The organism is Dorea amylophila (assembly GCF_025567265.1).
In the GTDB taxonomy this organism is placed as follows: Bacteria; Bacillota; Clostridia; order Lachnospirales; family Lachnospiraceae; genus Dorea_A; species Dorea_A amylophila.
Genome location: NZ_JAOQJW010000029.1, coordinates 1 through 21385 on the forward strand (window position 1 = coordinate 1; position 21385 = coordinate 21385).

General features: G+C 42.5%; 18 protein-coding genes and 1 pseudogene. 18 read left to right on the top strand and 1 reads right to left on the bottom strand.

The window, feature by feature from the left end:
- The 12 genes and pseudogenes from OCV72_RS15135 to hflX form a co-directional block, all read left to right on the top strand.
- The coding region (locus OCV72_RS15135) for a hypothetical protein (protein ID WP_172677236.1) at positions 1-373 on the top strand (373 nt) is incomplete at its 5' end.
- The gene (locus OCV72_RS15140; RefSeq protein ID WP_055284627.1) at positions 370-1062 is read left to right on the top strand and encodes a ferric reductase-like transmembrane domain-containing protein; all 693 of its coding nucleotides are present in this window, start codon (positions 370-372) and stop codon (positions 1060-1062) included. The genes OCV72_RS15135 and OCV72_RS15140, both read left to right, overlap by 4 nt.
- A 271-nt stretch (positions 1063-1333) precedes the next feature.
- Positions 1334-1822 (top strand): annotated as a pseudogene (locus OCV72_RS15145) (ABC transporter permease subunit); the annotation flags it as partial.
- A gap of 119 nt (positions 1823-1941) precedes the next feature.
- A complete protein-coding gene (locus OCV72_RS15150; protein WP_055284628.1) occupies positions 1942-3093 on the top strand; it encodes an IS4 family transposase in 1152 nt (383 codons plus the stop codon).
- A gap of 253 nt (positions 3094-3346) precedes the next feature.
- Positions 3347-3580 (top strand): LPXTG cell wall anchor domain-containing protein, encoded by a 234-nt coding sequence (locus tag OCV72_RS16700; RefSeq protein WP_055284630.1) that lies wholly within the window; start codon positions 3347-3349, stop codon positions 3578-3580.
- A gap of 204 nt (positions 3581-3784) precedes the next feature.
- Positions 3785-4468: a response regulator transcription factor gene (locus OCV72_RS15160; RefSeq protein WP_055284633.1), complete on the top strand. Its 684-nt coding sequence runs from the start codon at positions 3785-3787 to the stop codon at positions 4466-4468.
- Complete coding sequence (locus OCV72_RS15165) at positions 4465-5970, top strand: sensor histidine kinase (RefSeq protein WP_055284635.1); 1506 nt, start codon at positions 4465-4467, stop codon at positions 5968-5970. Before OCV72_RS15160 ends, OCV72_RS15165 begins: the two co-directional genes overlap by 4 nt.
- Before the next feature lie 66 nt (positions 5971-6036).
- A complete protein-coding gene (gene hisH, locus OCV72_RS15170; RefSeq protein ID WP_055284692.1) occupies positions 6037-6642 on the top strand; it encodes an imidazole glycerol phosphate synthase subunit HisH in 606 nt (201 codons plus the stop codon).
- A gap of 12 nt (positions 6643-6654) precedes the next feature.
- Positions 6655-7416: an imidazole glycerol phosphate synthase subunit HisF gene (hisF, locus tag OCV72_RS15175; RefSeq protein ID WP_055284637.1), complete on the top strand. Its 762-nt coding sequence runs from the start codon at positions 6655-6657 to the stop codon at positions 7414-7416.
- Between the two features lie 56 nt (positions 7417-7472).
- Positions 7473-8141 carry a uracil-DNA glycosylase gene (locus OCV72_RS15180; protein WP_028086893.1) on the top strand — a complete coding sequence of 223 codons (669 nt, stop codon included), beginning with the start codon at positions 7473-7475 and terminating at the stop codon, positions 8139-8141.
- 22 nt (positions 8142-8163) lie between these two features.
- The gene (locus tag OCV72_RS15185) at positions 8164-8685 is read left to right on the top strand and encodes a tetratricopeptide repeat protein (protein ID WP_055284639.1); all 522 of its coding nucleotides are present in this window, start codon (positions 8164-8166) and stop codon (positions 8683-8685) included.
- Positions 8686-8691: 6 nt separating this feature from the next.
- A complete protein-coding gene (gene hflX, locus OCV72_RS15190; RefSeq protein ID WP_055284641.1) occupies positions 8692-9960 on the top strand; it encodes a GTPase HflX in 1269 nt (422 codons plus the stop codon).
- Here hflX and OCV72_RS15195 read toward each other — a convergent pair.
- Positions 9912-10751: an AraC family transcriptional regulator gene (locus OCV72_RS15195; protein WP_055284643.1), complete on the bottom strand. Its 840-nt coding sequence runs from the start codon at positions 10749-10751 to the stop codon at positions 9912-9914. The two genes, hflX and OCV72_RS15195, sit on opposite strands and share 49 nt — an antisense overlap.
- A gap of 312 nt (positions 10752-11063) precedes the next feature.
- On the opposite strand from OCV72_RS15195, the gene dapF reads away from it, so the two are divergent.
- From dapF to OCV72_RS15225, 6 genes are all read left to right on the top strand, one after another.
- A complete protein-coding gene (gene dapF / locus OCV72_RS15200; RefSeq protein ID WP_028086897.1) occupies positions 11064-11921 on the top strand; it encodes a diaminopimelate epimerase in 858 nt (285 codons plus the stop codon).
- A gap of 111 nt (positions 11922-12032) precedes the next feature.
- Complete coding sequence (addB, locus tag OCV72_RS15205) at positions 12033-15392, top strand: helicase-exonuclease AddAB subunit AddB (protein ID WP_055284645.1); 3360 nt, start codon at positions 12033-12035, stop codon at positions 15390-15392.
- A gap of 2 nt (positions 15393-15394) precedes the next feature.
- Positions 15395-19072 carry a helicase-exonuclease AddAB subunit AddA gene (gene addA, locus OCV72_RS15210; protein WP_055284647.1) on the top strand — a complete coding sequence of 1226 codons (3678 nt, stop codon included), beginning with the start codon at positions 15395-15397 and terminating at the stop codon, positions 19070-19072.
- 192 nt (positions 19073-19264) lie between these two features.
- Complete coding sequence (locus tag OCV72_RS15215) at positions 19265-19588, top strand: PadR family transcriptional regulator (protein ID WP_055284649.1); 324 nt, start codon at positions 19265-19267, stop codon at positions 19586-19588.
- Complete coding sequence (locus OCV72_RS15220) at positions 19585-20358, top strand: DUF1700 domain-containing protein (RefSeq protein WP_055284651.1); 774 nt, start codon at positions 19585-19587, stop codon at positions 20356-20358. The genes OCV72_RS15215 and OCV72_RS15220 overlap by 4 nt, the downstream gene beginning before the upstream one ends.
- Positions 20359-20361: 3 nt before the next feature.
- Entirely contained in the window at positions 20362-21309 is a 948-nt protein-coding gene (locus OCV72_RS15225) for a DUF4097 family beta strand repeat-containing protein (RefSeq protein WP_055284654.1), read from the top strand.
- Positions 21310-21385: the final 76 nt, after the last annotated feature.

The following is a 21385-nucleotide window of genomic DNA, read 5'->3' on the forward strand; positions in this document are numbered from 1 at the left end:
AGCGGTTCTCGAGTTCTCAGTAGATGGAGTAAAGAAAAACGGCAGAGCAATCGTAATAATTGATGTCAAGAACCCTGTTGAGGAGAGCGCAAATGCAACAGTTAGCAGCAGCACAAGAAATGCTACTACAGAAGCTATTGCTAGCTCAAGTACAAGAGAAAGTTCTAGTGTAGAAAGTGTAGGTCAGCCAGAGAACGGTAATGTTAATAAGAGAGAAGACATACAGGAGCCGACAGAGAGCAAGGAAACTACAGAAAGTTCTAGTGTAGAAAGTGTAGGTCAGCCAGAGAACGGTAATGTTAATAAGAAAGAAGACATACAGAAGCCGACAGAAAGTTCTGCTGCAGCTGAGGCGGAAAGGATGGTACAGTGAACTTAATAATTGGAATCGCAATAACTGCCATATTTTACATAGTGGCAGCAGATGCTATTAAAAAACATCCGGGGGTATTTTATATTGGAATTTACGTGTGGTGTGGAGCAGTAGTTATGTACTTCAACCTGGGGTATGACCAAAAATTCCCAGAATGGTTTAATGAATATTTTATGAATATATTTAGTAGAGGTATCTTCTCAACGGCGACATTTATGGTTGTAATGTTCCTTGGTGTAATTACCAAGCACAACAAGCTGTCGCGTAAGTTGATGAGTGTACGTGGAGAGATTTCCATTATGGGTAGTTTAATAGTATTAAGTCACACCGTAGTGTTCGGAGTTCATTACTTTCCGATGTTGTTTACTAACCCGGCAGCTATGCCTACAAGACAGATGATTGCAGCTATAGTCACACTTATTCTATTGGCTATGCTTATCCCTCTTTTTATTACCTCGTTTAAATCGGTTCGCCGTAAGATGAATGGTAAGACTTGGAAAAACATACAGCGCATGGCATACCCATTCTTTATTGGAATCTATGTGCATATCATGGTGCTATACTCGGCAGACGTAAAGTCTCATATGACAGGGATCATCGTATATACCGTAATATATGCTTGTTACGTGATTCTGAGACTTAGAAAGGCAGCACTAAAGAGCAGAAAGGCAAAAATAGCAACTGCTTAAAAATATTATTTCATAGTCTATACAAAAAATAAAGCAAAACAGGGTTAGTCTCGTAATGAGATTAGCCCTGTTTGTTATTGTTAAAAGTTTTGTGACGGACACTAGAAAACTACTTAGTATCTGAGATTCATATTATCGAAGTGTCTCTCTCCACTTCAGTCTTATCCTAAAAATGGAGGATTACGTAATCATAGTAACCGGCATCGAATTTTCTCATGCAGTGAACAATGACCTTTGCACACGCAAGCATTTGCATTTTTAGCAGGAATGATCTCTTCGATATGTTACGGGAGAAGGAAGCGGATTTTTCTTTGTCAAACTGATTCTGGCAGCAATTGGGCTGATTGCAATTATTTACTGGTTTTTCGGAACAGAACTTGGAGCTGCTATCCGTGCTACCGGATGTAATCCACAGATGGCAAGCGCACAGGGAATCAACACATCATTTAATAAAGTTCTTGCACTTATGATTTCCAATGGACTTGTAGGTCTCTGTGGTGAAATTTATGCACAGTATCAGGGTGCAGCCGATGTAAATATGGGACGTGGAGCAATCGTAATCGGACTTGCAGCAGTTATCATTAGTGAAGTTATTTTTGGAAAATTCTGTGCAGGAAAGAAAATTGCATTTGCACTTACATTAGGAGCGCTATTTATCGGAGCAATCATTTACTACATCGTAATTGCATTTGTATTATGGATGAAGATGCCATCAGATTATATGAAACTGTTCTCTGCAGTCGCAATAACATTTAGTTAAGCTTTTTTCAAATTAATAGTTGACAAAATCGTAAAAATGTGCGGCACCTTACTGATTATTATAATCAGTAAGGTGCCCTTTGAAGTTAGATATATTTTTACTTCAAGGAGGTACCACACATGTACATGACACCAGCAACTATTCGAAAACGTTTCTTCTCTGTTCTTGAAACAGCAGAGAAAAATATTCATTTGTATGTTAATACTCCAGGTTCAGATATGACCAGACACAGACTCTGTCCTTTTTCTGATACGGTAAAAGCTACTCTCTGCCTCACCATGAATAGGACAAATACAGAATTATTTAACTTTTTTATGTCCCAAACCAAGAAAGTTCCATCTAAATCAGCTTTCACACAACAGCGAAAAAAACTAACTGCTGATTTTTTTCCGTATCTTTTAAAATCTTTTAATGAAAAAATCCCTTTTACCAAAACGTATAAAGGGTTTCATCTTGTTGCAGTAGATGGTTCTGATATTAATCTTCCTACTAATAAAAATGATTTTGAATATCGTATAAAACAGGCTCGAAGTGACAATGTGTTTTTTAAGATGCATTTGAACGCTTTGTTTGATATCTGTGAAAACAGATATATTACTGCTGTTACCCAACCACGCCCTAAAATGAATGAAACACAGGCTCTCTGTCATATGCTCGATCATTGTAATCTGCCAGAAAATACGATACTTATCGCAGATAGAGGATATGCCTCGCTAAACACAATGGCTCATTTAATTGAAAAAAAGAAATTTTTTCTCATTCGCTGGAAATCTCCGTCTGCACCATCTGCTTTTCTGAAAGATATTTTGCCAGCTGAAACAGAATCAGATAGAGAGATTGTTTTGGACGTAACAAGATCGAAAAAAAACAAGCATCTTTGTCATGGGGATAAAATGAAAATAGTAAAAAATAAAAGAACTTTCGAGCCGATTCCGATTGATGATAAGAAAAGTGTATATACCATGAAAATTCGATGCACCTGTATACAACTTGAAAATGGAAACTACGAATATTTAATTTCTAATTTACCATTAAAAAAATTTTCTGCACTGGATCTACGAGAACTTTACTGGAAAAGATGGTCTATTGAAACTTCTTGCCGACGCTTAAAATATGCGCTTTCACTAGTGTATTTACATTCGGTTAATCGGGAACTGATTATTCAAGAAGTATATGCAAAACTTATTATGTATAACTTTGCCTCGCTTCTTCACGCCTTTGCTACAGAAGAAAAAAAAGAAAGAGCAAGGAAAGAAAAAAAGGAAATATGAATACAAAATATCCTTTGAAGATGTTCTTCCTATTGCACGAAGATTCATAAAACATCGAATGACAAATGATATAGTAAAAGCTCTAATGCTATGACATCAAACAGCTATTAAGGTGAAACAACAGACCGCTCGACAGGTCAGATCACAAACTGTAAAGCCGTTAAACAATAGAGCTTAACACAAGAAAGAAAAGAAAGATCAGGATACAGTTGATAAAGCAACAGAGAAGCTAAATAAAGCAATCAGTACACTTGTGAAAAAGGATGCAGGACAGAAAGCTAACGGCACAAGTGGAGCAGCCGGTACAAACGGTACATCAGGCAAATCTGGTAAGACAGGATCCGCATCGAATACGAAGAGTGGAAAAGCTGCGAAGACTGGAGATCCGTCCGGCATGTTTGCGTGGTTAGGACTTGCAGTAACATCTCTCGGAGCCGGAATCGGAGGATTCTCACTTAAGAGAAAGAAAAGAGAAGATGAAGAATAGTATGAGTTGTATAAAACAACAAATTACAGATTAGAGTAACTTAATAAAAAGTACCCGTGATAACATAAGTAATATGATATCGCGGGTACTTTTTATTCTATATACCGGAAAATTCACAAAGACTACATAGTTCTCTGCTATAATAATAAAGATAGAAGAAAAATATATCATGAAAATATAGATTTAAGAGGAGGGCCGGGTCTTATGGATAAGATCAAAATATTAGTAGTAGATGATGAAAGCAGGATGCGGAAACTGGTGAAGGATTTCCTGGAAAGAGAAGGATATCAGGTGATCGAAGCCGGAGATGGTATGGAAGCGATGGAACAATTTTATGATGAAAAAGATATTGCGCTGATAATCCTGGATGTGATGATGCCAAGAATGGACGGCTGGCAGGTATGCCGTGAAGTGCGCCAGTCATCCAAAGTTCCGATTATCATGCTGACTGCAAGATCAGAAGAGAGAGACGAATTACAGGGATTTGATCTTGGCGTTGACGAATATATCTCAAAACCATTCAGTCCGAAGATCCTGGTAGCCAGAGTGAATGCAATCTTAAGAAGAGCCAATGTAATAGGAGAGAGTAATGAGATTAATGCCGGCGGAATTGTGATCGACAAAGCGGCACATCAGGTGAAGATTGGTGATAAGGAGATTGAATTAAGCTTTAAAGAATTTGAACTTCTGACGTATTTTGTTGAGAATCAGGGCATTGCATTATCAAGAGAGAAAATTTTGAATAACGTATGGGATTACGATTATTTTGGAGATGCAAGAACCATTGATACACATGTTAAGAAGTTGAGAAGCAAACTCGGAGAAAAAGGAAATTATATCAAGACAATCTGGGGGATGGGTTACAAATTTGAGGTTGATGAAGAATGAAGATCATAAGTGAAGAAAAAAAAGCAAAGATCAAAAACAGGCATCATTCGATCAAGACGCAGATGATCATGGCATTTGTAGGACTGCTGATCTGCCTGGTAGTGACATTAATGTTCATCAATGGCAAATTTCTGGAACCATATTATATCAGTAAGAAGGAATCCCGTTTTATAGAGCTTTATGAAAAGCTGAATAATGTATCAAATGAAGATAAGTGGAACAGTGCAAGGAAAAATAGTTCACTTATTCATTTCGCTGAAAAGAATAATATTTCTTATCTGGTCATAGAAAAAGATAATGATGTACATACAAATGTGCATGATAAGAATATGCTGAAGAATCAGATGATGGGATATTTTCTGAATCAGGCACAGAAAGAAAGCAGAATCCTGGATTCCACGGAAGTTTACCAGATCAATCAGTCATGGGATCCATGGAATCAGAACTATTATGTAGATATGTGGGGAAGCCTGGATGATGGCAGTCAGTTCCTGCTCAGAAGTCCGGTGGAAAGTATGCGGGAGAGTGCGGCGATATCGAATCGTTTCTTATTATATATAGGAAGTATTTTGATGGTTGTATCTATCCTGCTGATCTGGTATTTTGCAAAACGTATCACAGAACCGATCCGCGAACTGGCAAGATTATCAGACCGTATGGCAGATCTTGATTTTGATGCGAAATATACCAGTGGTGGAAGTAATGAGATTGGGGAACTTGGTGAGAACTTTAACCGGATGTCGGAAAAACTGGAAAGTACAATTTCGGAGCTCAAGAAGGCGAATAACAGCCTGCAGAAAGATATCGAACAGAAAGACAAGCTGGAAAAGATGAGAAATGAGTTTCTGGGAAATGTATCGCATGAATTAAAGACACCGATCGCACTGATCCAGGGATATGCCGAAGGATTAAAAGAGGGTGTGAATGAAGATGCGGAGAGCCGGGAATTCTACTGTGATGTAATCATGGATGAAGCTTCCAAGATGAATCAGATGGTTAAGAATCTTCTGACATTAAACCAGTTGGAATTCGGCGATGAGGATATTGTGTTTGACAGATTTAATCTTACAGCACTTGTAAGAGGTGTGCTCCAGAGTATGGAAATCATGGCAGATCAGGCAGGGGCAAAAATTCTCCTGCATACAGAAGAAGATATCTATGCATGGGCAGATGAATTTAAAGTAGAGCAGGTCGTGAAAAATTATGTCAGCAATGCATGTCATCATGTCAGCGGGGATATGGTGATAGAGGTAAAAATGGTTCAAAAAGACGGTAAAGTGCGGGTATCCGTATTTAATACCGGAACTCCGATACCAGAAGCAGATATTGCACATATCTGGGATAAATTCTATAAAGTCGATAAAGCACATACACGCGAATATGGCGGCAATGGAATCGGTCTTTCTATTGTAAAAGCGATTATGAAATCGTTCCATCAGGAATATGGAGTAAAGAATTATGATAATGGAGTTGAATTCTGGTTTGAACTTGATGTACAATAAAGAATAATGGGCACGGAATGAATGGCCGGAGAGTTCCAGATCACATACGAAAGGCAGGACGACGAGATGATAGCGATTATTGACTACGATGCAGGAAATATAAAGAGTGTGGAAAAAGCCATGCAGCTTCTGGGACAGGAAGTAACAATCACAAGAGACAGAGAGACGATCATGAATGCAGATAAGGTAATCCTTCCGGGAGTCGGAGCATTCGGAGATGCGATGGGAAAACTCAGACAGTATGGACTTGATGAAGTAATCAGAGACGTAACAGCCAAAGGAACGCCATTTCTTGGAATCTGCCTCGGACTGCAGTTATTATTTGAACGAAGTGATGAGACTCCGGGTGTGGAAGGCCTTGGGATCTTGAAGGGAGAGATATTAAGAATCCCGGATCAGGAAGGACTTAAGATCCCTCACATGGGATGGAACTCACTAAAATTCCAAAATAACGGAAGATTATTTAAAGATATTCCGGAAGATTCCTATGTATATTTTGTACATTCGTATTATCTGAAAGCAGAAGATGAAGGCATTGTGACTGCAACAACAGAGTATAGTACACATATCCATGCTTCGGTAGAACAGGGAAATGTGTTTGCATGCCAGTTCCATCCGGAAAAGAGCAGTGATATAGGAATTCAGATTTTAAAGAACTTTGTGGAATTATAGGGGGACAAGGCAATGCATACAAAAAGAATTATTCCATGTCTGGATGTAAATAACGGAAGAGTGGTAAAAGGAGTCAATTTTGTATCTTTAAGGGATGCGGGAGATCCTGTCGAGATTGCAAAGGCATATGATAAGGCAGGGGCGGATGAACTGGTATTTTTGGATATTACAGCATCTTCGGATGCGAGAGGTACAGTTGTCGATATGGTCCGCAAAGTAGCGGAAAATGTGTTTATTCCGTTTACGGTAGGTGGAGGAATCCGTACAGTGGACGATTTTAAAGCTCTTTTGAGAGAGGGTGCGGATAAGATTTCTATTAATTCATCTGCAATCAATACACCAAATTTAATTTCTGAAGCGGCGGAAAAGTTCGGAAGCCAGTGTGTGGTAGTGGCGATCGATGCAAAGAAACGAGAAGACGGAAGCGGATGGAATATCTATAAGAATGGCGGACGTATCGATGTAGGAATTGATGCTGTGGAATGGGCAGCGAAAGTGGAGAAGCTTGGTGCAGGAGAGATTCTTCTGACCAGTATGGACTGCGACGGAACGAAAGCAGGATATGATCTGGAACTTACAAGAGCAATCGCAGAAGAAGTGAGTATTCCGGTAATCGCATCCGGCGGGGCAGGCAATCTGGAACATTTCTACGATGCACTGACAGAGGGAAAGGCAGATGCAGCGCTGGCGGCATCCTTATTCCATTACAAAGAGCTGGAGATCAAGGAAGTAAAAGAATATTTAAGAGAAAAAGGTGTATCTGTCCGTCTATAGTTTGTAGTCTGCATGACAGCATGGACAAAAAAATAAAAAGGATAGTGTGAAAAATAATGGCAGCGATTAATAATGACTGGCTGGACGCTCTGAAAGAAGAGTTCAAAAAGCCATACTATAAGAAATTATTCGAGACAGTAAATGAGGAATACAGAACAAGACAGATCTTTCCTCCGGCAGATGATATCTTCAATGCATTTCATCTGACACCGCTTCATAATGTAAAGGCAGTAATTCTGGGGCAGGATCCATATCATAATGTAGGACAGGCGCATGGACTCTGCTTTTCGGTAAAAAAAGGCGTGGATGTGCCGCCTTCGCTTGTGAATATATATAAAGAACTACATGATGATCTGGGATGTACGATCCCGAATCACGGCTGTCTGACTAAATGGGCAGAACAGGGTGTGCTGATGTTGAATACGGTATTAACCGTAAGGGCACATCAGGCGAATTCCCATAAGGATATCGGATGGGAAGAATTTACCGATGCGGCGATCATGGCACTTAACAGCCAGGATCGACCGATCGTGTTCATCTTATGGGGAGCACCGGCGCAGAGAAAGGCGAGGATGCTGAATAATCCGAAGCATCTGATCCTGAAAGCACCGCATCCGAGTCCGCTGTCTGCGTACCGCGGATTTTTTGGAAGTAAGCCATTCAGTCAGACGAACGATTATCTGAGAGCGCATGGAATAGAGCCGATCGACTGGCAGATCGAATAAATGAGGAGTATATAGAAAAAGTATGAAAAGAGGAAAAGCACTACTTGCAATATTCAGTGCAGGTTTGTTACTGACTGCCTGTGGAAATCCTTCGAAAAAAGGCGTCGAGTATCTTGAAAAAGGAGAATACGATCAGGCGGTTGAACAGTTTGAACAGGCAATAGAAAAGAATAAGAATACCGGAGATGCCTGGAGAGGAATCGGCATCGCGAAATGGGAACAGAAAGATTATAAAGGGGCAAGGAATGCATTCAGGAAGGCTCTGGATGATAATGCCGAGAAGACAGGAACCATTTATAATCTCATTGGGAACTGTGATCTGAAATTAGGCAAAGCAAAAGAAGCATTGAACTATTATAATCTTGGACTGGAACAGGATGACGTCAGCAAGAAGATGAAGAAAGAAATGAAATATAATATCATCGTTGCCTATGAGAAGATGGAAGACTGGGAGAGCGCGGAAGTAAAACTGGAAGAATATCTGGAAAGTTATCCGAATGACAAAGCAGCCAAAAAAGAAGCAGAATTCCTGGAGACGCGTTAATAGAATATGATAGAAATAAAAGATGAAACAGAAAAAGTGATTCTGGTCGGAGTTGCTCTCTCAGATCAGGATGATACAAAAGAATCACTGGAAGAATTAAAAGATCTGGTATCGACAGCCGGGGCAGAGACGGCAGGAATGCTGATCCAGAACCGGGAACAGCAGCATCCGGCAACTTATGTCGGAAAGGGAAAGATTGAAGAATTAAAAAATATGATCTGGGAATTGCGTGCGACCGGGATTGTGTGTGATGATGAATTGTCTCCGGCGCAGATGAAGAACCTGCAGGATGAACTGGATGTGAAAGTTATGGACAGAACCCTGATCATTCTGGATATCTTTGCGGCAAGAGCATCGACCAGTGAAGGTAAGATACAGGTAGAACTGGCGCAGCTTAAGTATCAGCAGACCAGACTGACCGGCTGGGGAAGAGCGATGTCCAGACTGGGAGGCGGAATTGGAACCAGAGGACCGGGAGAGAAGAAACTGGAGATGGATCGCCGCCTGATCAAAAGCCGGATCGCACAACTGAACCGTGAATTGAAGGATGTCAAAAAACACCGGGAAGTGACCAGAGAGCAGAGAAGCAGAAGCCACATTCCGGTAGCAGCAATCGTAGGATACACGAATGCAGGGAAATCTACACTCTTAAACACTCTGACCGGTGCAGGAATTCTTGCAGAAGATAAATTATTTGCAACTCTGGATCCCACTACCAGGGATCTGAAACTGCCAAGCGGTCAGGAAATTCTCATGACGGATACGGTAGGATTTATCAGAAAGCTTCCACATCATCTGATAGAGGCTTTTCGGAGTACACTGGAAGAAGCAAAATACGCAGACATCATCCTGCATGTAGTGGATGCTTCGAATCCACAGATGGATGAACAGATGTATACCGTATATGAGACACTGCAGAATCTCGGAGTGAAAGATAAGCCGGTGATCACGGTATTTAATAAGATTGACCGCATGGAAGATACCTGGGTTCCGAGAGACCTGCGTGCAGATTATCATGTAAAAATCTCGGCAAAGACGGGAGAAGGAATTACAGGATTCCTTCAGTCCATAGAAGCTGTATTGAGGGAGCGGAAAGTGGAGATTGAGGCATTGTATCCATATAAAGAAGCCGGAAAGATCCAAAAGATCCGGAAGTACGGAGAACTTCAGGAGGAAGAATACCGGGAGGATGGTATCTTCGTGAGGGCATTCGTTCCGGCAGAACTTTATGGGCAGGTACGTCCGGAAGGCGTCACACCGAACAATTGCTTATAAGCTCTGGAAAACGTAGAATAATCTTTAAATCCACAATCATAACAGACCTGTGTGCCCGGCACACCGGAAGATAATAGTTCTTTTGCAAGCAGGAGCCGCTTCTGGGAGATGTACTGTCCCAGTGTATAACCAGTTTCCTGCTTAAATAATCTCATCATATAATATTTGCTGATATAGAACTGCCCGGCGATCAGGTCGATCGATAAGTTCTCACAGAGGTGCTCGCCGACGTAATCAAGGATGGCGAGCACCTTTTCGTTACAATTATCCGTGTCAATGTATTCCAGCCGGTTTTTTCTTACCGCACGGTTCAGATGGATCATGAATTCCAGGAACATTACCTGCCGGTAGAGTTCGGAGGCATAGCCGCCGTCAGTGAAAGAATGTTCCAGATTAGAGATAGAACGGAACAGGGAACTCTTTTCCGGCGAGGGGATGCGCAGAACATTGGAGTGCTCCTGATCAGCTTTTTGGAAACAATAACTCAGATCGTAGCTTTCGGTCTGATATGCGTTCATAAAATTCGGAGAGATGTAGACAATAATTCTCTCATAAGGGCAGGAATTGTCTACTGTCAGCTTATGAATATCTCCCTGTTTTACCAGAACGATATCATAAGGCTTTAAGTCGTAAGAGCGGCCTTCGATCATATAATTGACCTTTCCCCGAATAAAGATTGTAATCTTATCAAAATCGTGATAATGGTAATCTATTTCTTTTGTATCCTGATCAGTCAGGTGAAAAAGTCTGAATTCACTGTTCAGATATCCTTTTTTCTCGTATTGTTCCATATATATCCTCCATATATTATTAAAAATACAATATCAAAATCAGAGTGATTCGAGACAGATAAAAAGCTGCAAATAGTATCTGTAATCAGTTTATAGGAAAATAGCATTATTTGCAAGAAACATGGCATTATTTGTGTAGATTATGGAAATAATGCCTGTTATGATATGGATAAAGAGAAAGATGCAGCTAACAGATGCAGTAAGCGGCGAATACTCTGTGTGAACTATATACAGTCAAAAGAAATAAAAATAAAACAGAAGAAATTTTTGAATGTAATTAAAGACGGGGATTAAAAATCAGGAGGAAGAAAGATGAAAGTAGTATTGGAACGTTATCATGGATTGGGGAATGATTATCTTGTATTTGATCCGAATCACAATGAATTAGAACTGGATCAGGCAAATGTAAAAATGATCTGTGATCGTAATGAGGGGCTTGGTGCTGACGGAGTTCTGGAAGGACCGATCCTGAAAGAAGACGGTATGCATGTAAAAGTATGGAATCCGGACGGAAGTGAATCAGAGACCAGTGGAAACGGTGTCCGCATTTTTGCAAAATATCTGAAAGATGCCGGTTACGTACAGAAAAAGAATTTCAAATTATATACAGGAAACGGTCCGGTGGAAGTGACATTCTTAAATGAAGATGGAAGCCGGCTGCGTGTATCTATGGGGAAATTATCATTTTGGAGTGATGAGATCCCGGTCATCGGCGAGAGGCGTGAAGTGATCAACGAGGACATGGTATTCGGAAGGACGTTGTATCCGGTTACCTGTGTATCCATCGGTAATCCACACTGCGTGATCCCTATGCGTGAGATTTCCAAACCGCTGGTATGCAAGATCGGTGATTATTCCGAGATCGCAAGATATTTCCCGAACAGAATCAATACACAGATCATGCAGGTGATGGATAAAGAGAATATTGCGATCGAGATCTTTGAGCGTGGTGCAGGATACACCAGAGCATCCGGAACCGGAGCATGTGCGGCAGCAGGTGTAGCGTACAAACTGGGACTTACGAACAGTAAAGTGATCGTTCATATGCCGGGAGGAGAACTCCAGGTAGAAGTAGAAGATGACTGGAATGTATACATGACAGGAGATGTGTTCTACGTTGCGAAGATGACACTTAGTAATGAATTTGCAGAGAGACTGCGTGCATTATAAGATACCGGGGAAATCTTGCAAAAGCTGTCGTGAATGACAGTATAAAAGCAGGTTTTACAGCTATACACAAACATATATTCGTGTTATACTAGGGCATAAGGAGGAAACCTTATGCCTTTAAAATTTGTATTCGGGCCATCCGGCTCAGGAAAATCAACTTATTTATATCAGCATGTCATAGAAGAATCAGAAAAATACCCACTGAAGAATTTCATAGTGCTCGTACCGGAACAGTTCACAATGCAGACGCAGAAGGATCTGGTCAGTATGCATCCGAGACACGGTATCATGAATATCGATGTACTGAGTTTTGCAAGACTTGCTTACCGGGTATTTGAAGAGACCGGTACAAAGCAGATGCAGGTTCTGGATGATGAGGGAAAAAACCTGATCCTCAGAAAGATTGCAGGGGATTATGAGAACAAACTGACGGTATTGAAAGGGAATATTAAGAAACTTGGCTATATCAGTGAGGTAAAATCCGTGATATCCGAATTTACACAGTATGATATCGGGGAAGAAGAGATGGATGAGATGCTGGATCATCTGGATGAAGACTCCAGATTGTATTACAAGTTAAAAGATATCAGGCTTTTGTATGAAGGTTTTCAGGATTACTTAAGAGAGCGGTATATCACGAAGGAAGAATTGCTGGATGTATTGAACAGTCAGGTAAAAGAATCAGAACTTTTGAAAAACAGTGTTGTAGTTCTTGACGGATTTACTGGATTTACACCGGTGCAGAACCGGCTGATACTGGAACTTATGCGGTGCTGCAAGGAAGTCTGGGTGACAGTTACGATGGATGAACGGGAGAATCCGTATGCTTATAAACATCCATATCAGCTGTTTGGACTGAGTAAGCAGATGGTAACGACACTGGTCAGAATGGCGGGGGAAGATCATATAGAGGTAGAAGAACCGGTCTGCCTGTATGGATATCCGGTGAAACGATTTGAAAAGAACCAGGAACTTGCATTTTTGGAGAGAAATATCTTCCGGTACGGGTCTGGAAGGTATGATAAAGCTGTGGAGAATCTGGAAATCCATGCAGCAGGGAACCCAAGACAGGAAGCAGATGCAGTGGCAGAGGGAATCCGCAGACTGGTACGTAAAGAGCAGTACAGATACAGAGATATCGGTGTGATCGTCAGTGATATGAATGTATATGGAGACTATCTGGAACAGGCATTTGAGAATTACGGGATTCCGGTGTTTATGGATCATAAGAGAAGCATCCTGTTGAATTCATTTGTAGAATATATAAGGAGTCTTCTGAATATGGCGGAAAAGAATTTCTCTTATGAAAGTGTATTCCGCTTCTTAAGAACGAATCTTGCAGGATTCGCCTGCGAGGAAGTCGATGAACTGGAAAACTATGTGCTCGGACTGGGAATCAGGGGATATAAAGGCTGGCAGAACCGTTGGATCCGCAGATTGAAGGGGATGGAAGAAGAGGAACTGGACCGGCTGAATCATTACCGTGTACAACTGGTAGAAAAAGTGGATAACCTGATGTTTGTATTAAAACAAAAGAGGAAAACGGTGCGAGATATCACGATGGCAGTATATGAGTTCATGGTGAAGGAAAATATCCAGGAACGCCTGCAAAGAACAGAAGAAGAATTTCAGAAAGCAGGTGAGCTGGCACTGGCGAAGGAATATTCACAGGTCTACCGGATCATTATAGAATTATTTGATAAATTTGTAGAACTTCTGGGTGAGGAACCGGTGGGACTGAACGAATATTGTAAGCTTCTGGATGCAGGACTGGAAGAGGCAAGAGTCGGTGTAATTCCTCCAAGTGTGGATCAGGTAGTGGCAGGAGATATGCAGAGAACAAGATTAAAAGACATCAGGGCACTCTTTTTTCTTGGAGCCAATGACAGCTTCCTTCCCGGAGCACTTATGAGAACCGGTCTGTTAACAGAACAGGACAGAGAGAAGTTCCGGCAGGCGGATCATGCGCTGGCGGCAGGCGGAAAGGAAAAAGCATATGTCCAAAAGTTTTACCTGTATATGAACCTGACTAAGCCGTCGGAGAAACTGAAGATTTATTATAGTAAAGTGTCTGCAGGAGGGAAAGCACAGCGTCCGTCTTATCTGATACAGGAATTATCAAGATTATATCCGGAGTTAAAGGTTCAGGATGAAGAAGCAAAAAAACTAAAGGAAAAAGAACTGACGGAGAAAAGTGGAGTTGCTTATCTGATCCGTGGACTGCAGGAGAAGAATCTGGACCTCACCTGGCAGGAATTATATACCTGGTATCAGAAATCTCCAGAATGGAAAGCTGCGGTGGACCGGATTTTGCGCGCATGGTACTACAGACGTCCGGAAGATCCATTATCGGAACGTGTAGCAAGAGAACTTTATGGAGAGAATTTCGAAGGAAGCATCACGAGAATGGAACGGTATGCGACCTGTGCGTGTGCACATTTCCTTGCTTACGGGCTCCGCCTGAAGGAACGGCCGCTGTATGAATTTAAAGCAGTCGATCTGGGAAATGTCTGTCACAGGGCCCTGGAACTGTTTTCGAAAAAGGCGTCGGAGGCGGGCGGTTGGACAGTATTGCCGGAAGAAGAAAGAAAAAAGCTGATCGATGCAAGTGTGGAAGAAGCGATTACAGATTATGGCAATTCTGTATTATACAGTACGGCAAGAAATGAACAGATGATCGTGCGCATGAAGCAGATGCTGGAGAGAACAGTATGGGCACTTACGAACCAGCTGAAAGCCGGGGACTTTGTGCCGGAGGCATATGAACTACGTTTCTTCGGAGGAAAGATTGACCGCATTGATATATGTGAGACGGAAGAGCAGATATATGTCAAAGTTATGGATTACAAGACCGGAAGTAAGGCATTTGACGTGGTTGCATTGTATCATGGCTTACAATTACAGCTTATGGTCTATATGGATGCAGCAGTCGAATTTCAGAAAAAGCGCCATCCGGATAAGGAGATAATCCCGGCCGGTGTGTTCTATTACCGTATTCAGGATCCGCTGGTAGACAAGACAGAAGATAAAGAAGAAGCAGAGCGTGCAGTTCTAAAGCAGTTAAAACCGGATGGCATCATTCCGCTTGGGACAGAGATATTAAAGCATCTGGATCATAATACTTCGGGCGAATCTCTGGCGGTTCCGGTAAAATATAATAAGAACGGCAGCGTATCAGGGTACTCCAAAGTGGTTGTGGGAGAGGATTTTTCTGCGATGATGACTCATGCAAAAAGGCAGATGGAAGAGGCAAGAACGAAGATATTGAATGGTGAAGCAGGAGCCCTTCCTTATAAGCGCGGCCAGGAAAGCGGCTGTGATTACTGTCCGTACCGGCATGTCTGTGGATTCGATGTTAAGATCCCTGGATATGAATACCGTGATATCGGAGCGATGGGAAAAGAAGAGGCTATGGCGGCGATGCGGATAGAGCAGAGTGAGGCAGAGCAGAGCGGGAAAGGAGGAAATTAAGTATGGGTGTGAAATGGACCGAAGAACAGCAGAAAGTCATACAATTGAGGAACCGTAACATTCTGGTATCGGCAGCAGCAGGTTCCGGAAAGACGGCTGTTCTGGTGGAACGTATCATTACGATGCTGACAGAAGATGATCCTCCGGTGGATGTAGATAAGCTCCTGATCGTGACATTTACCGAGGCGGCAGCCTCAGAGATGAAAGAAAGGATTCGTCTTGCAATTGAGAAGAAACTGACGGAATACCCGGAAGATGAGCATTTGAAACAACAGGCAACCCTGATCCATAATGCGCAGATCACAACTATCCACAGCTTCTGTCTTTCTGTGATCCGCGATCATTTTCATGCGATTGATATTGATCCGGGATTCCGGATCGGTGAAGAAGGAGAACTGAAGCTGTTAAGACATGATGTGCTGGAGGAGATGCTGGAGGAGAAATATCAGGAAGGAAATAAACGGTTTCTTGATTTTGTGGCAGCTTACAGCACCGGAAGAGATGATAAAAAGATTGAAGATCTGATATTGAAGATCTATGAATTTTCCAGAAGTTATCCGGATAGTGAAGAATGGCTGGATTCCTGTGTGAAAGTATATGGAATACCGGATGTGAAGACGCTGGAAGAAAGCAGCTTCATGAAAAAGGTGATGACAGATATCCGAAAGAATCTGGATGATGCAAGAGAACTGCTGGCTCATGCGGAGAAGATCGCATTAAGTCCGGATGGTCCGGCGGTGTATGAGGCAACGCTGGATAAAGACATGCAGGTGATCGAGGAGCTGTCCGGGATTCCGTCTTATGAGAAGATGGCAGAAGCATTTGCGAACGTAAAATGGGCAAGGATCGCAGCAAATAAAGATAAGACGGTATCGGAAGAAAAGATTGAGCAGGTTAAGAAGATCCGTGAACTGGTAAAAGGAATTGTAAAGAATATCAGCGGGCAGTATTTTTATGAAAGTCCGCAGGAACTGGTAGAGGATCTGAAACTATGTGCCCCGGCGATGGAAGAACTGGGAGATCTTGTGCGGCTGTTTGCGGAGAAGTTTGAGGAGCAGAAGCGTGCACAGAATATGATCGACTTTTCGGATATGGAACAATATGCACTGCGTATCCTGACAGAGAAGACTGAAGCGGGACTTGGACCGTCAAAAATAGCGGAAGAATACCAGAAACAGTTCCAGGAGATCATGATCGATGAATATCAGGACAGCAACCTGATCCAGGAAGCAATCCTTACCAGTGTATCGACCTGCAGAAGCGGAAGGTACAATATCTTCATGGTGGGGGATGTGAAGCAGAGTATTTACCGGTTCCGTCTGTCGAGACCGGAATTATTTCTGGAGAAATTCCACACATATAATATAGAAGAAAGTCAGACCCAGAGGATTGACCTGCACAAGAATTTCCGAAGCCGGAAGGAAGTACTGGAAGGTGCCAATGCGATATTCCGGCAGATTATGACGGAGAAACTGGGCGGGATTGTCTACGATAAGCAGGCAGCATTATATCCGGGAGCAGAATATCCGAAGACGGAGAATCTGGAGACAGAGATTCTGGTGATGGACGGTGATCTGGATGGATATCAGGAGAATGATGCAGTAGAAGAAGAAAACAGCACTGGTAATACGGATAAAGATACGGGAAAGGGAATTGTTTCCGAGAGAGAGCTGGAAGCCCGTATGATCGCCATGCGTATCCGGGAACTTCTGCGGTCGCAGAAAGTTACGGATAAGGAGACCGGAGAACTGAGAGATGTCCGCTATTCGGATATCGTGATCCTGACAAGAAGTATTAAAGGATTTGCCGATGTATTTACGGAAGTGCTGAACCGTGAAGGGATCCCGACCTATGCGGGAACCAGTGAAGGATATTTCCAGACACAGGAGATCGGCGTGCTTCTGGATTATCTGAGGGTTCTGGATAACCGGAGACAGGATATTCCGCTGGCAGCAGTATTAAGCTCGGCATTTGCGGAAATATCAGACGAAGAGCTGGCAGTGATCCGGTGTGCGTATCTGGATAAGCCGTTCTTTGAAAGCGTTGCAGAGTACAGAGTACATGGAAGTGAACAAAAGATCCGGGAAAAGCTGGAAAAGTGTCTGGGAGAGATGGACGAATTACGTAGAATTGTACCATATACACCGATGCATGAGCTTTTATGGAAGATACTGGATCGAACCGGATATGGAGATTATGTGGCAGCGATGCCCGGCGGCGCACAGCGCAGAGCGAATCTGGACATGCTGATCGAAAAAGCCAGGGCATACGAGGCAACCAGCTATAAAGGATTGTTCCATTTTGTAAGATATATCGAACAGCTGCAGAAATATGATGTGGATTATGGTGAAGCAAGTATTGAAGATGAACATGCGGATACGGTGCGCGTAATGACGATCCACAAAAGTAAAGGTCTGGAGTTCCCGGTTGTGATCGTTGCAGGAATGGGAAAACGTTTTAACATGCAGGATGCAAGAAGTGCAGTGGCACTCCATGCCGGTATGGGAGTCGGACTGGATGCGGTGAATCTGGAATATCGTACGAAGATTCCAAGTATCATCAAGAAAGTGATACAAAAAGAGGAAGCACTCGAGAGTCTGGGGGAGGAACTGCGTGTATTATATGTAGCCCTGACGCGTGCGAAAGAGAAGCTGATCATTACAGGAACACTTTCAAAACCAGAGGATAAGATTACCGGATATCAGATGTTTGGAGGAAACGCAGACGGAACATTATCATTCGCCCAGCTTAGCCATGCTTCCACATACTGGGACTGGATACTTCCGGCGGTATTAAAGAGTCAGAAAGAAGAACTGTTCAGACTTCAGATCCTGCATATGGAGGATCTGATAAAAGAAAGCATAGAGGAAGAAGAAAAGAGCGGTCTTTCAAGAGCCATTCTTGAAAACTGGAATGTAGAAGAAATCTATGAACCGGAATTGCACGAGATGCTGCAGGAACAGTTCGCATTTTCTTACCCATATGAAAAGAGCAGTGAAAGAAAGCTGAAATTCACCGTTACGGAATTGAAAAAAAGAGCTTATGAGATTGCGGTAGATGGCGGCCGGGAAGAACTTGAAGGCCAGGGTGATTTATTATACGAAGAACCGGAAGTGGTGCCGCTTTTACCGAAATTCATGCAGCAGGAAGAGGGACTGACAGGAGCACCGAGAGGTACGGCGTATCACCGTGTGATGGAGTTACTGGATTTTTCCGGTATGCAGGAGCCGTGGAAACAATGGTTCACCGGATGGCTGGAGGAACAGGTCAGAAGAGGAAGGATAGAAGAAGAGGCGGCAGCATGTGTCCGTTGGACAGATATTCTGGAATTTCTGCAATGTGATTCGGGAAAACGGATGCAGGAAGCAGACAGAAATCAGAAGCTCTGGAGAGAACAGCCGTTTGTACTTGGAATTAATGCAAAAGAGCTGTATCCGGAGGAAGAAGACGGGGAACTGATCCTGGTACAGGGAATCATTGATGCTTATTTTGAAGAACCAGATGGACTGATTGTGCTGGATTATAAGACGGATAAGGCAGACAGAGGAGAAGAACTGGCAGAGAAGTACCAGGAGCAGCTGCGCTATTATGCTAAGGCACTGGAACAGATGACAGGAAAAAAGGTTAAAGAAAAGATTATATATTCATTTACTTTGAAGAAAGAAATTTATATAAAATAACAAAGAGAAGCATATCCCAAGTCGGGGTGTGCTTCTTTTTGCGTTATGTATTTGGAAGAATCCGCTAGTGTCATATGATCAGCATCTTACAATTTTGTAACATACATAATATGTGTTGACATACTATATTATACGACGTATAATATGCGTAACAAAATAATATTAGATAATAGTGCGAAAGGGAGTGAGAGCATGGTTTTTAATACAGGTGCAGCTCTTCTGGATGCAATTGTGCTGGCGGTAGTATCGCGGGAAGATGAAGGAACGTACGGATATAAGATTACACAGGATGTAAGAAAAGCAATCGATGTATCAGAATCTACATTGTATCCGGTGCTTCGAAGACTGCAGAAAGGGGAATATCTGGAAGTCTATGACAGGCAGTTTGACGGAAGAAACCGACGTTATTATAAAGTAACAGAAAGCGGAAGAATCCAGCTTGCCATGTATCAGAAAGAATGGAAAGAATATTCCGGGAAGATCAGCGAATTGTTTGAGGGAGGTAGACTAGAATGAACAGAATAGAATTTATGGAGACGCTGTCCAGACTGCTTCTGGATATTCCGGAAGAGGATCGGATCGATGCATTGAAGTATTATAATGATTACTTCGATGACGCAGGAAGTGAGAATGAGCAGAATGTCATTGAAGAACTGGAGAGTCCGGAAAAAGTGGCGATGAAGATCAAAGCGGACCGGGAAGACACAGGAACTACGGAAGAATATGACACAGATACTGGAAAAGGGCAGGCAGAAAGAACTTCAGATTCCGAATACAAGGCTCAGACGGATACGGAAAATACATATCAGTATTATCAGGAGGACAGATCCGGAGATGAAAAAGATAATAAAATATACCAGGATAATGGAAGCTATGAGTATGGAGAGCGTCAGGAGAATAAGCCGTGGACGAATAAATGGTTAAAATGGACTATGATCGTGGCAATCGTTGTGATCGGATGTCCAATTGTGATACCACTTGCAGCCGGACTTCTGGCGTTGATCGCAGGAATTGTGATTGCGGCGTTCTGTGTGTTTGTGGCGATTGTACTTGCGTTTGCAGCAGTGGTGATGGCTGGTGTTGTACTTTTCGCAGCGGGGATAGGATGCATGATCGCAAATCCCGGCGTAGGGCTTGCAGTTCTTGGAGCCGGACTGATGGCAGTTGCAATCGGAGTGATCGGAACAGTAGTCGGTGTAAGGCTGTGCATTATCGTATTTCCGGGGATAGTCAGAGGAATTGTATATATATTAAGAAAACCATTTCACAGAAAGGTGGTGGCATAAAAGATGAAGAAGAGATGGAAAATATTCTGGATCGTGTGCGGCTCGATGTTTCTGGCCGGAATCATATGTTGTTCGGTTTCGTGGGGAATGGGAACGACCCTGACAGATATCGCGCGTCAATTTCCACATGGGATCGGCTGGATATCGGAAGATGAAGACTGGGATGATGCAGATGAAGAAGATGAAGAAGATATAGAGGATGATCAGGACGAAGAAGATGATCAAAATGAACGGAAGCAGGAAGAAACAGCAGCATCACAGGAGAAAGAGACGATGAAAGATGCAACGGGAATTATAGAAGGAAACGGAAAGGCTGCATATCAGAATATCCGGGAGATAAAGAGTACAGTAGGTGCAGGAAGGATTCATCTGAAAACACAGCCGGATACAGATGAGATTACGGTAGAAAGTAAAGACACACATAAAAAACTTGGCTTCCGTGCATACGCAAAGGATGGAATTCTATATCTGACATCGAATAAAAAAATTACAAAGACCAGGAATGTAGGAAAAGGAACAATTACCGTGACACTTCCTGCAGATATAGAGCTGGAAGAAGTAGAACTGAACCTGAAGGCGGGAGAATTAAAAGCAGAACAGATTCTTGCCAAAGATCTGGAGGTAAATGCCGGAGCAGGTGAAGTAAATATTCTGGAATTTTCAGCTGATAAAGCAGAATTCAAATGTGGAGCCGGTTCCGTAACCGCAGCAGGCGATGCGAAGAAAAAGATCGATGCAGACTGCGGTGTAGGAGAGATCAATTTAAAGCTAAAAGGAAACCAGAACGATTATAATTATGATCTGGACTGCGGTATCGGAGAGATTCAGTGTGGCGATTACAGTTTCTCAGGTTTCGGCAGAGAGAACAGTATTGACAATGGTGCAGACAAGAAAATGGATATCGACTGTGGTATCGGATCTATCAATGTGACATTTATGGAACAGATGTAAATCGCCATGCGTTCGAAAGGAACTGCCGGTGGCAGATCCTGCAGATGCACACGGATCCGGAAATCGGGAAATATAA

Coding starts and splice junctions, on each gene's coding strand:
- OCV72_RS15150 (WP_055284628.1), top strand. CDS start 1,942: ATGTACATGACACCAGCAACTATTCGAAAACGTTTCTTCTCTGTTCTT.
- OCV72_RS15160 (WP_055284633.1), top strand. CDS start 3,785: ATGGATAAGATCAAAATATTAGTAGTAGATGATGAAAGCAGGATGCGG.
- OCV72_RS15180 (WP_028086893.1), top strand. CDS start 7,473: ATGGCAGCGATTAATAATGACTGGCTGGACGCTCTGAAAGAAGAGTTC.
- addB (WP_055284645.1), top strand. CDS start 12,033: ATGCCTTTAAAATTTGTATTCGGGCCATCCGGCTCAGGAAAATCAACT.
- OCV72_RS15195 (WP_055284643.1), bottom strand. CDS start 10,751: ATGGAACAATACGAGAAAAAAGGATATCTGAACAGTGAATTCAGACTT.
- dapF (WP_028086897.1), top strand. CDS start 11,064: ATGAAAGTAGTATTGGAACGTTATCATGGATTGGGGAATGATTATCTT.
- hisF (WP_055284637.1), top strand. CDS start 6,655: ATGCATACAAAAAGAATTATTCCATGTCTGGATGTAAATAACGGAAGA.
- OCV72_RS15220 (WP_055284651.1), top strand. CDS start 19,585: ATGAACAGAATAGAATTTATGGAGACGCTGTCCAGACTGCTTCTGGAT.
- hisH (WP_055284692.1), top strand. CDS start 6,037: ATGATAGCGATTATTGACTACGATGCAGGAAATATAAAGAGTGTGGAA.
- OCV72_RS15215 (WP_055284649.1), top strand. CDS start 19,265: ATGGTTTTTAATACAGGTGCAGCTCTTCTGGATGCAATTGTGCTGGCG.
- addA (WP_055284647.1), top strand. CDS start 15,395: ATGGGTGTGAAATGGACCGAAGAACAGCAGAAAGTCATACAATTGAGG.
- OCV72_RS15185 (WP_055284639.1), top strand. CDS start 8,164: ATGAAAAGAGGAAAAGCACTACTTGCAATATTCAGTGCAGGTTTGTTA.
- OCV72_RS15225 (WP_055284654.1), top strand. CDS start 20,362: ATGAAGAAGAGATGGAAAATATTCTGGATCGTGTGCGGCTCGATGTTT.
- OCV72_RS15165 (WP_055284635.1), top strand. CDS start 4,465: ATGAAGATCATAAGTGAAGAAAAAAAAGCAAAGATCAAAAACAGGCAT.
- hflX (WP_055284641.1), top strand. CDS start 8,692: ATGATAGAAATAAAAGATGAAACAGAAAAAGTGATTCTGGTCGGAGTT.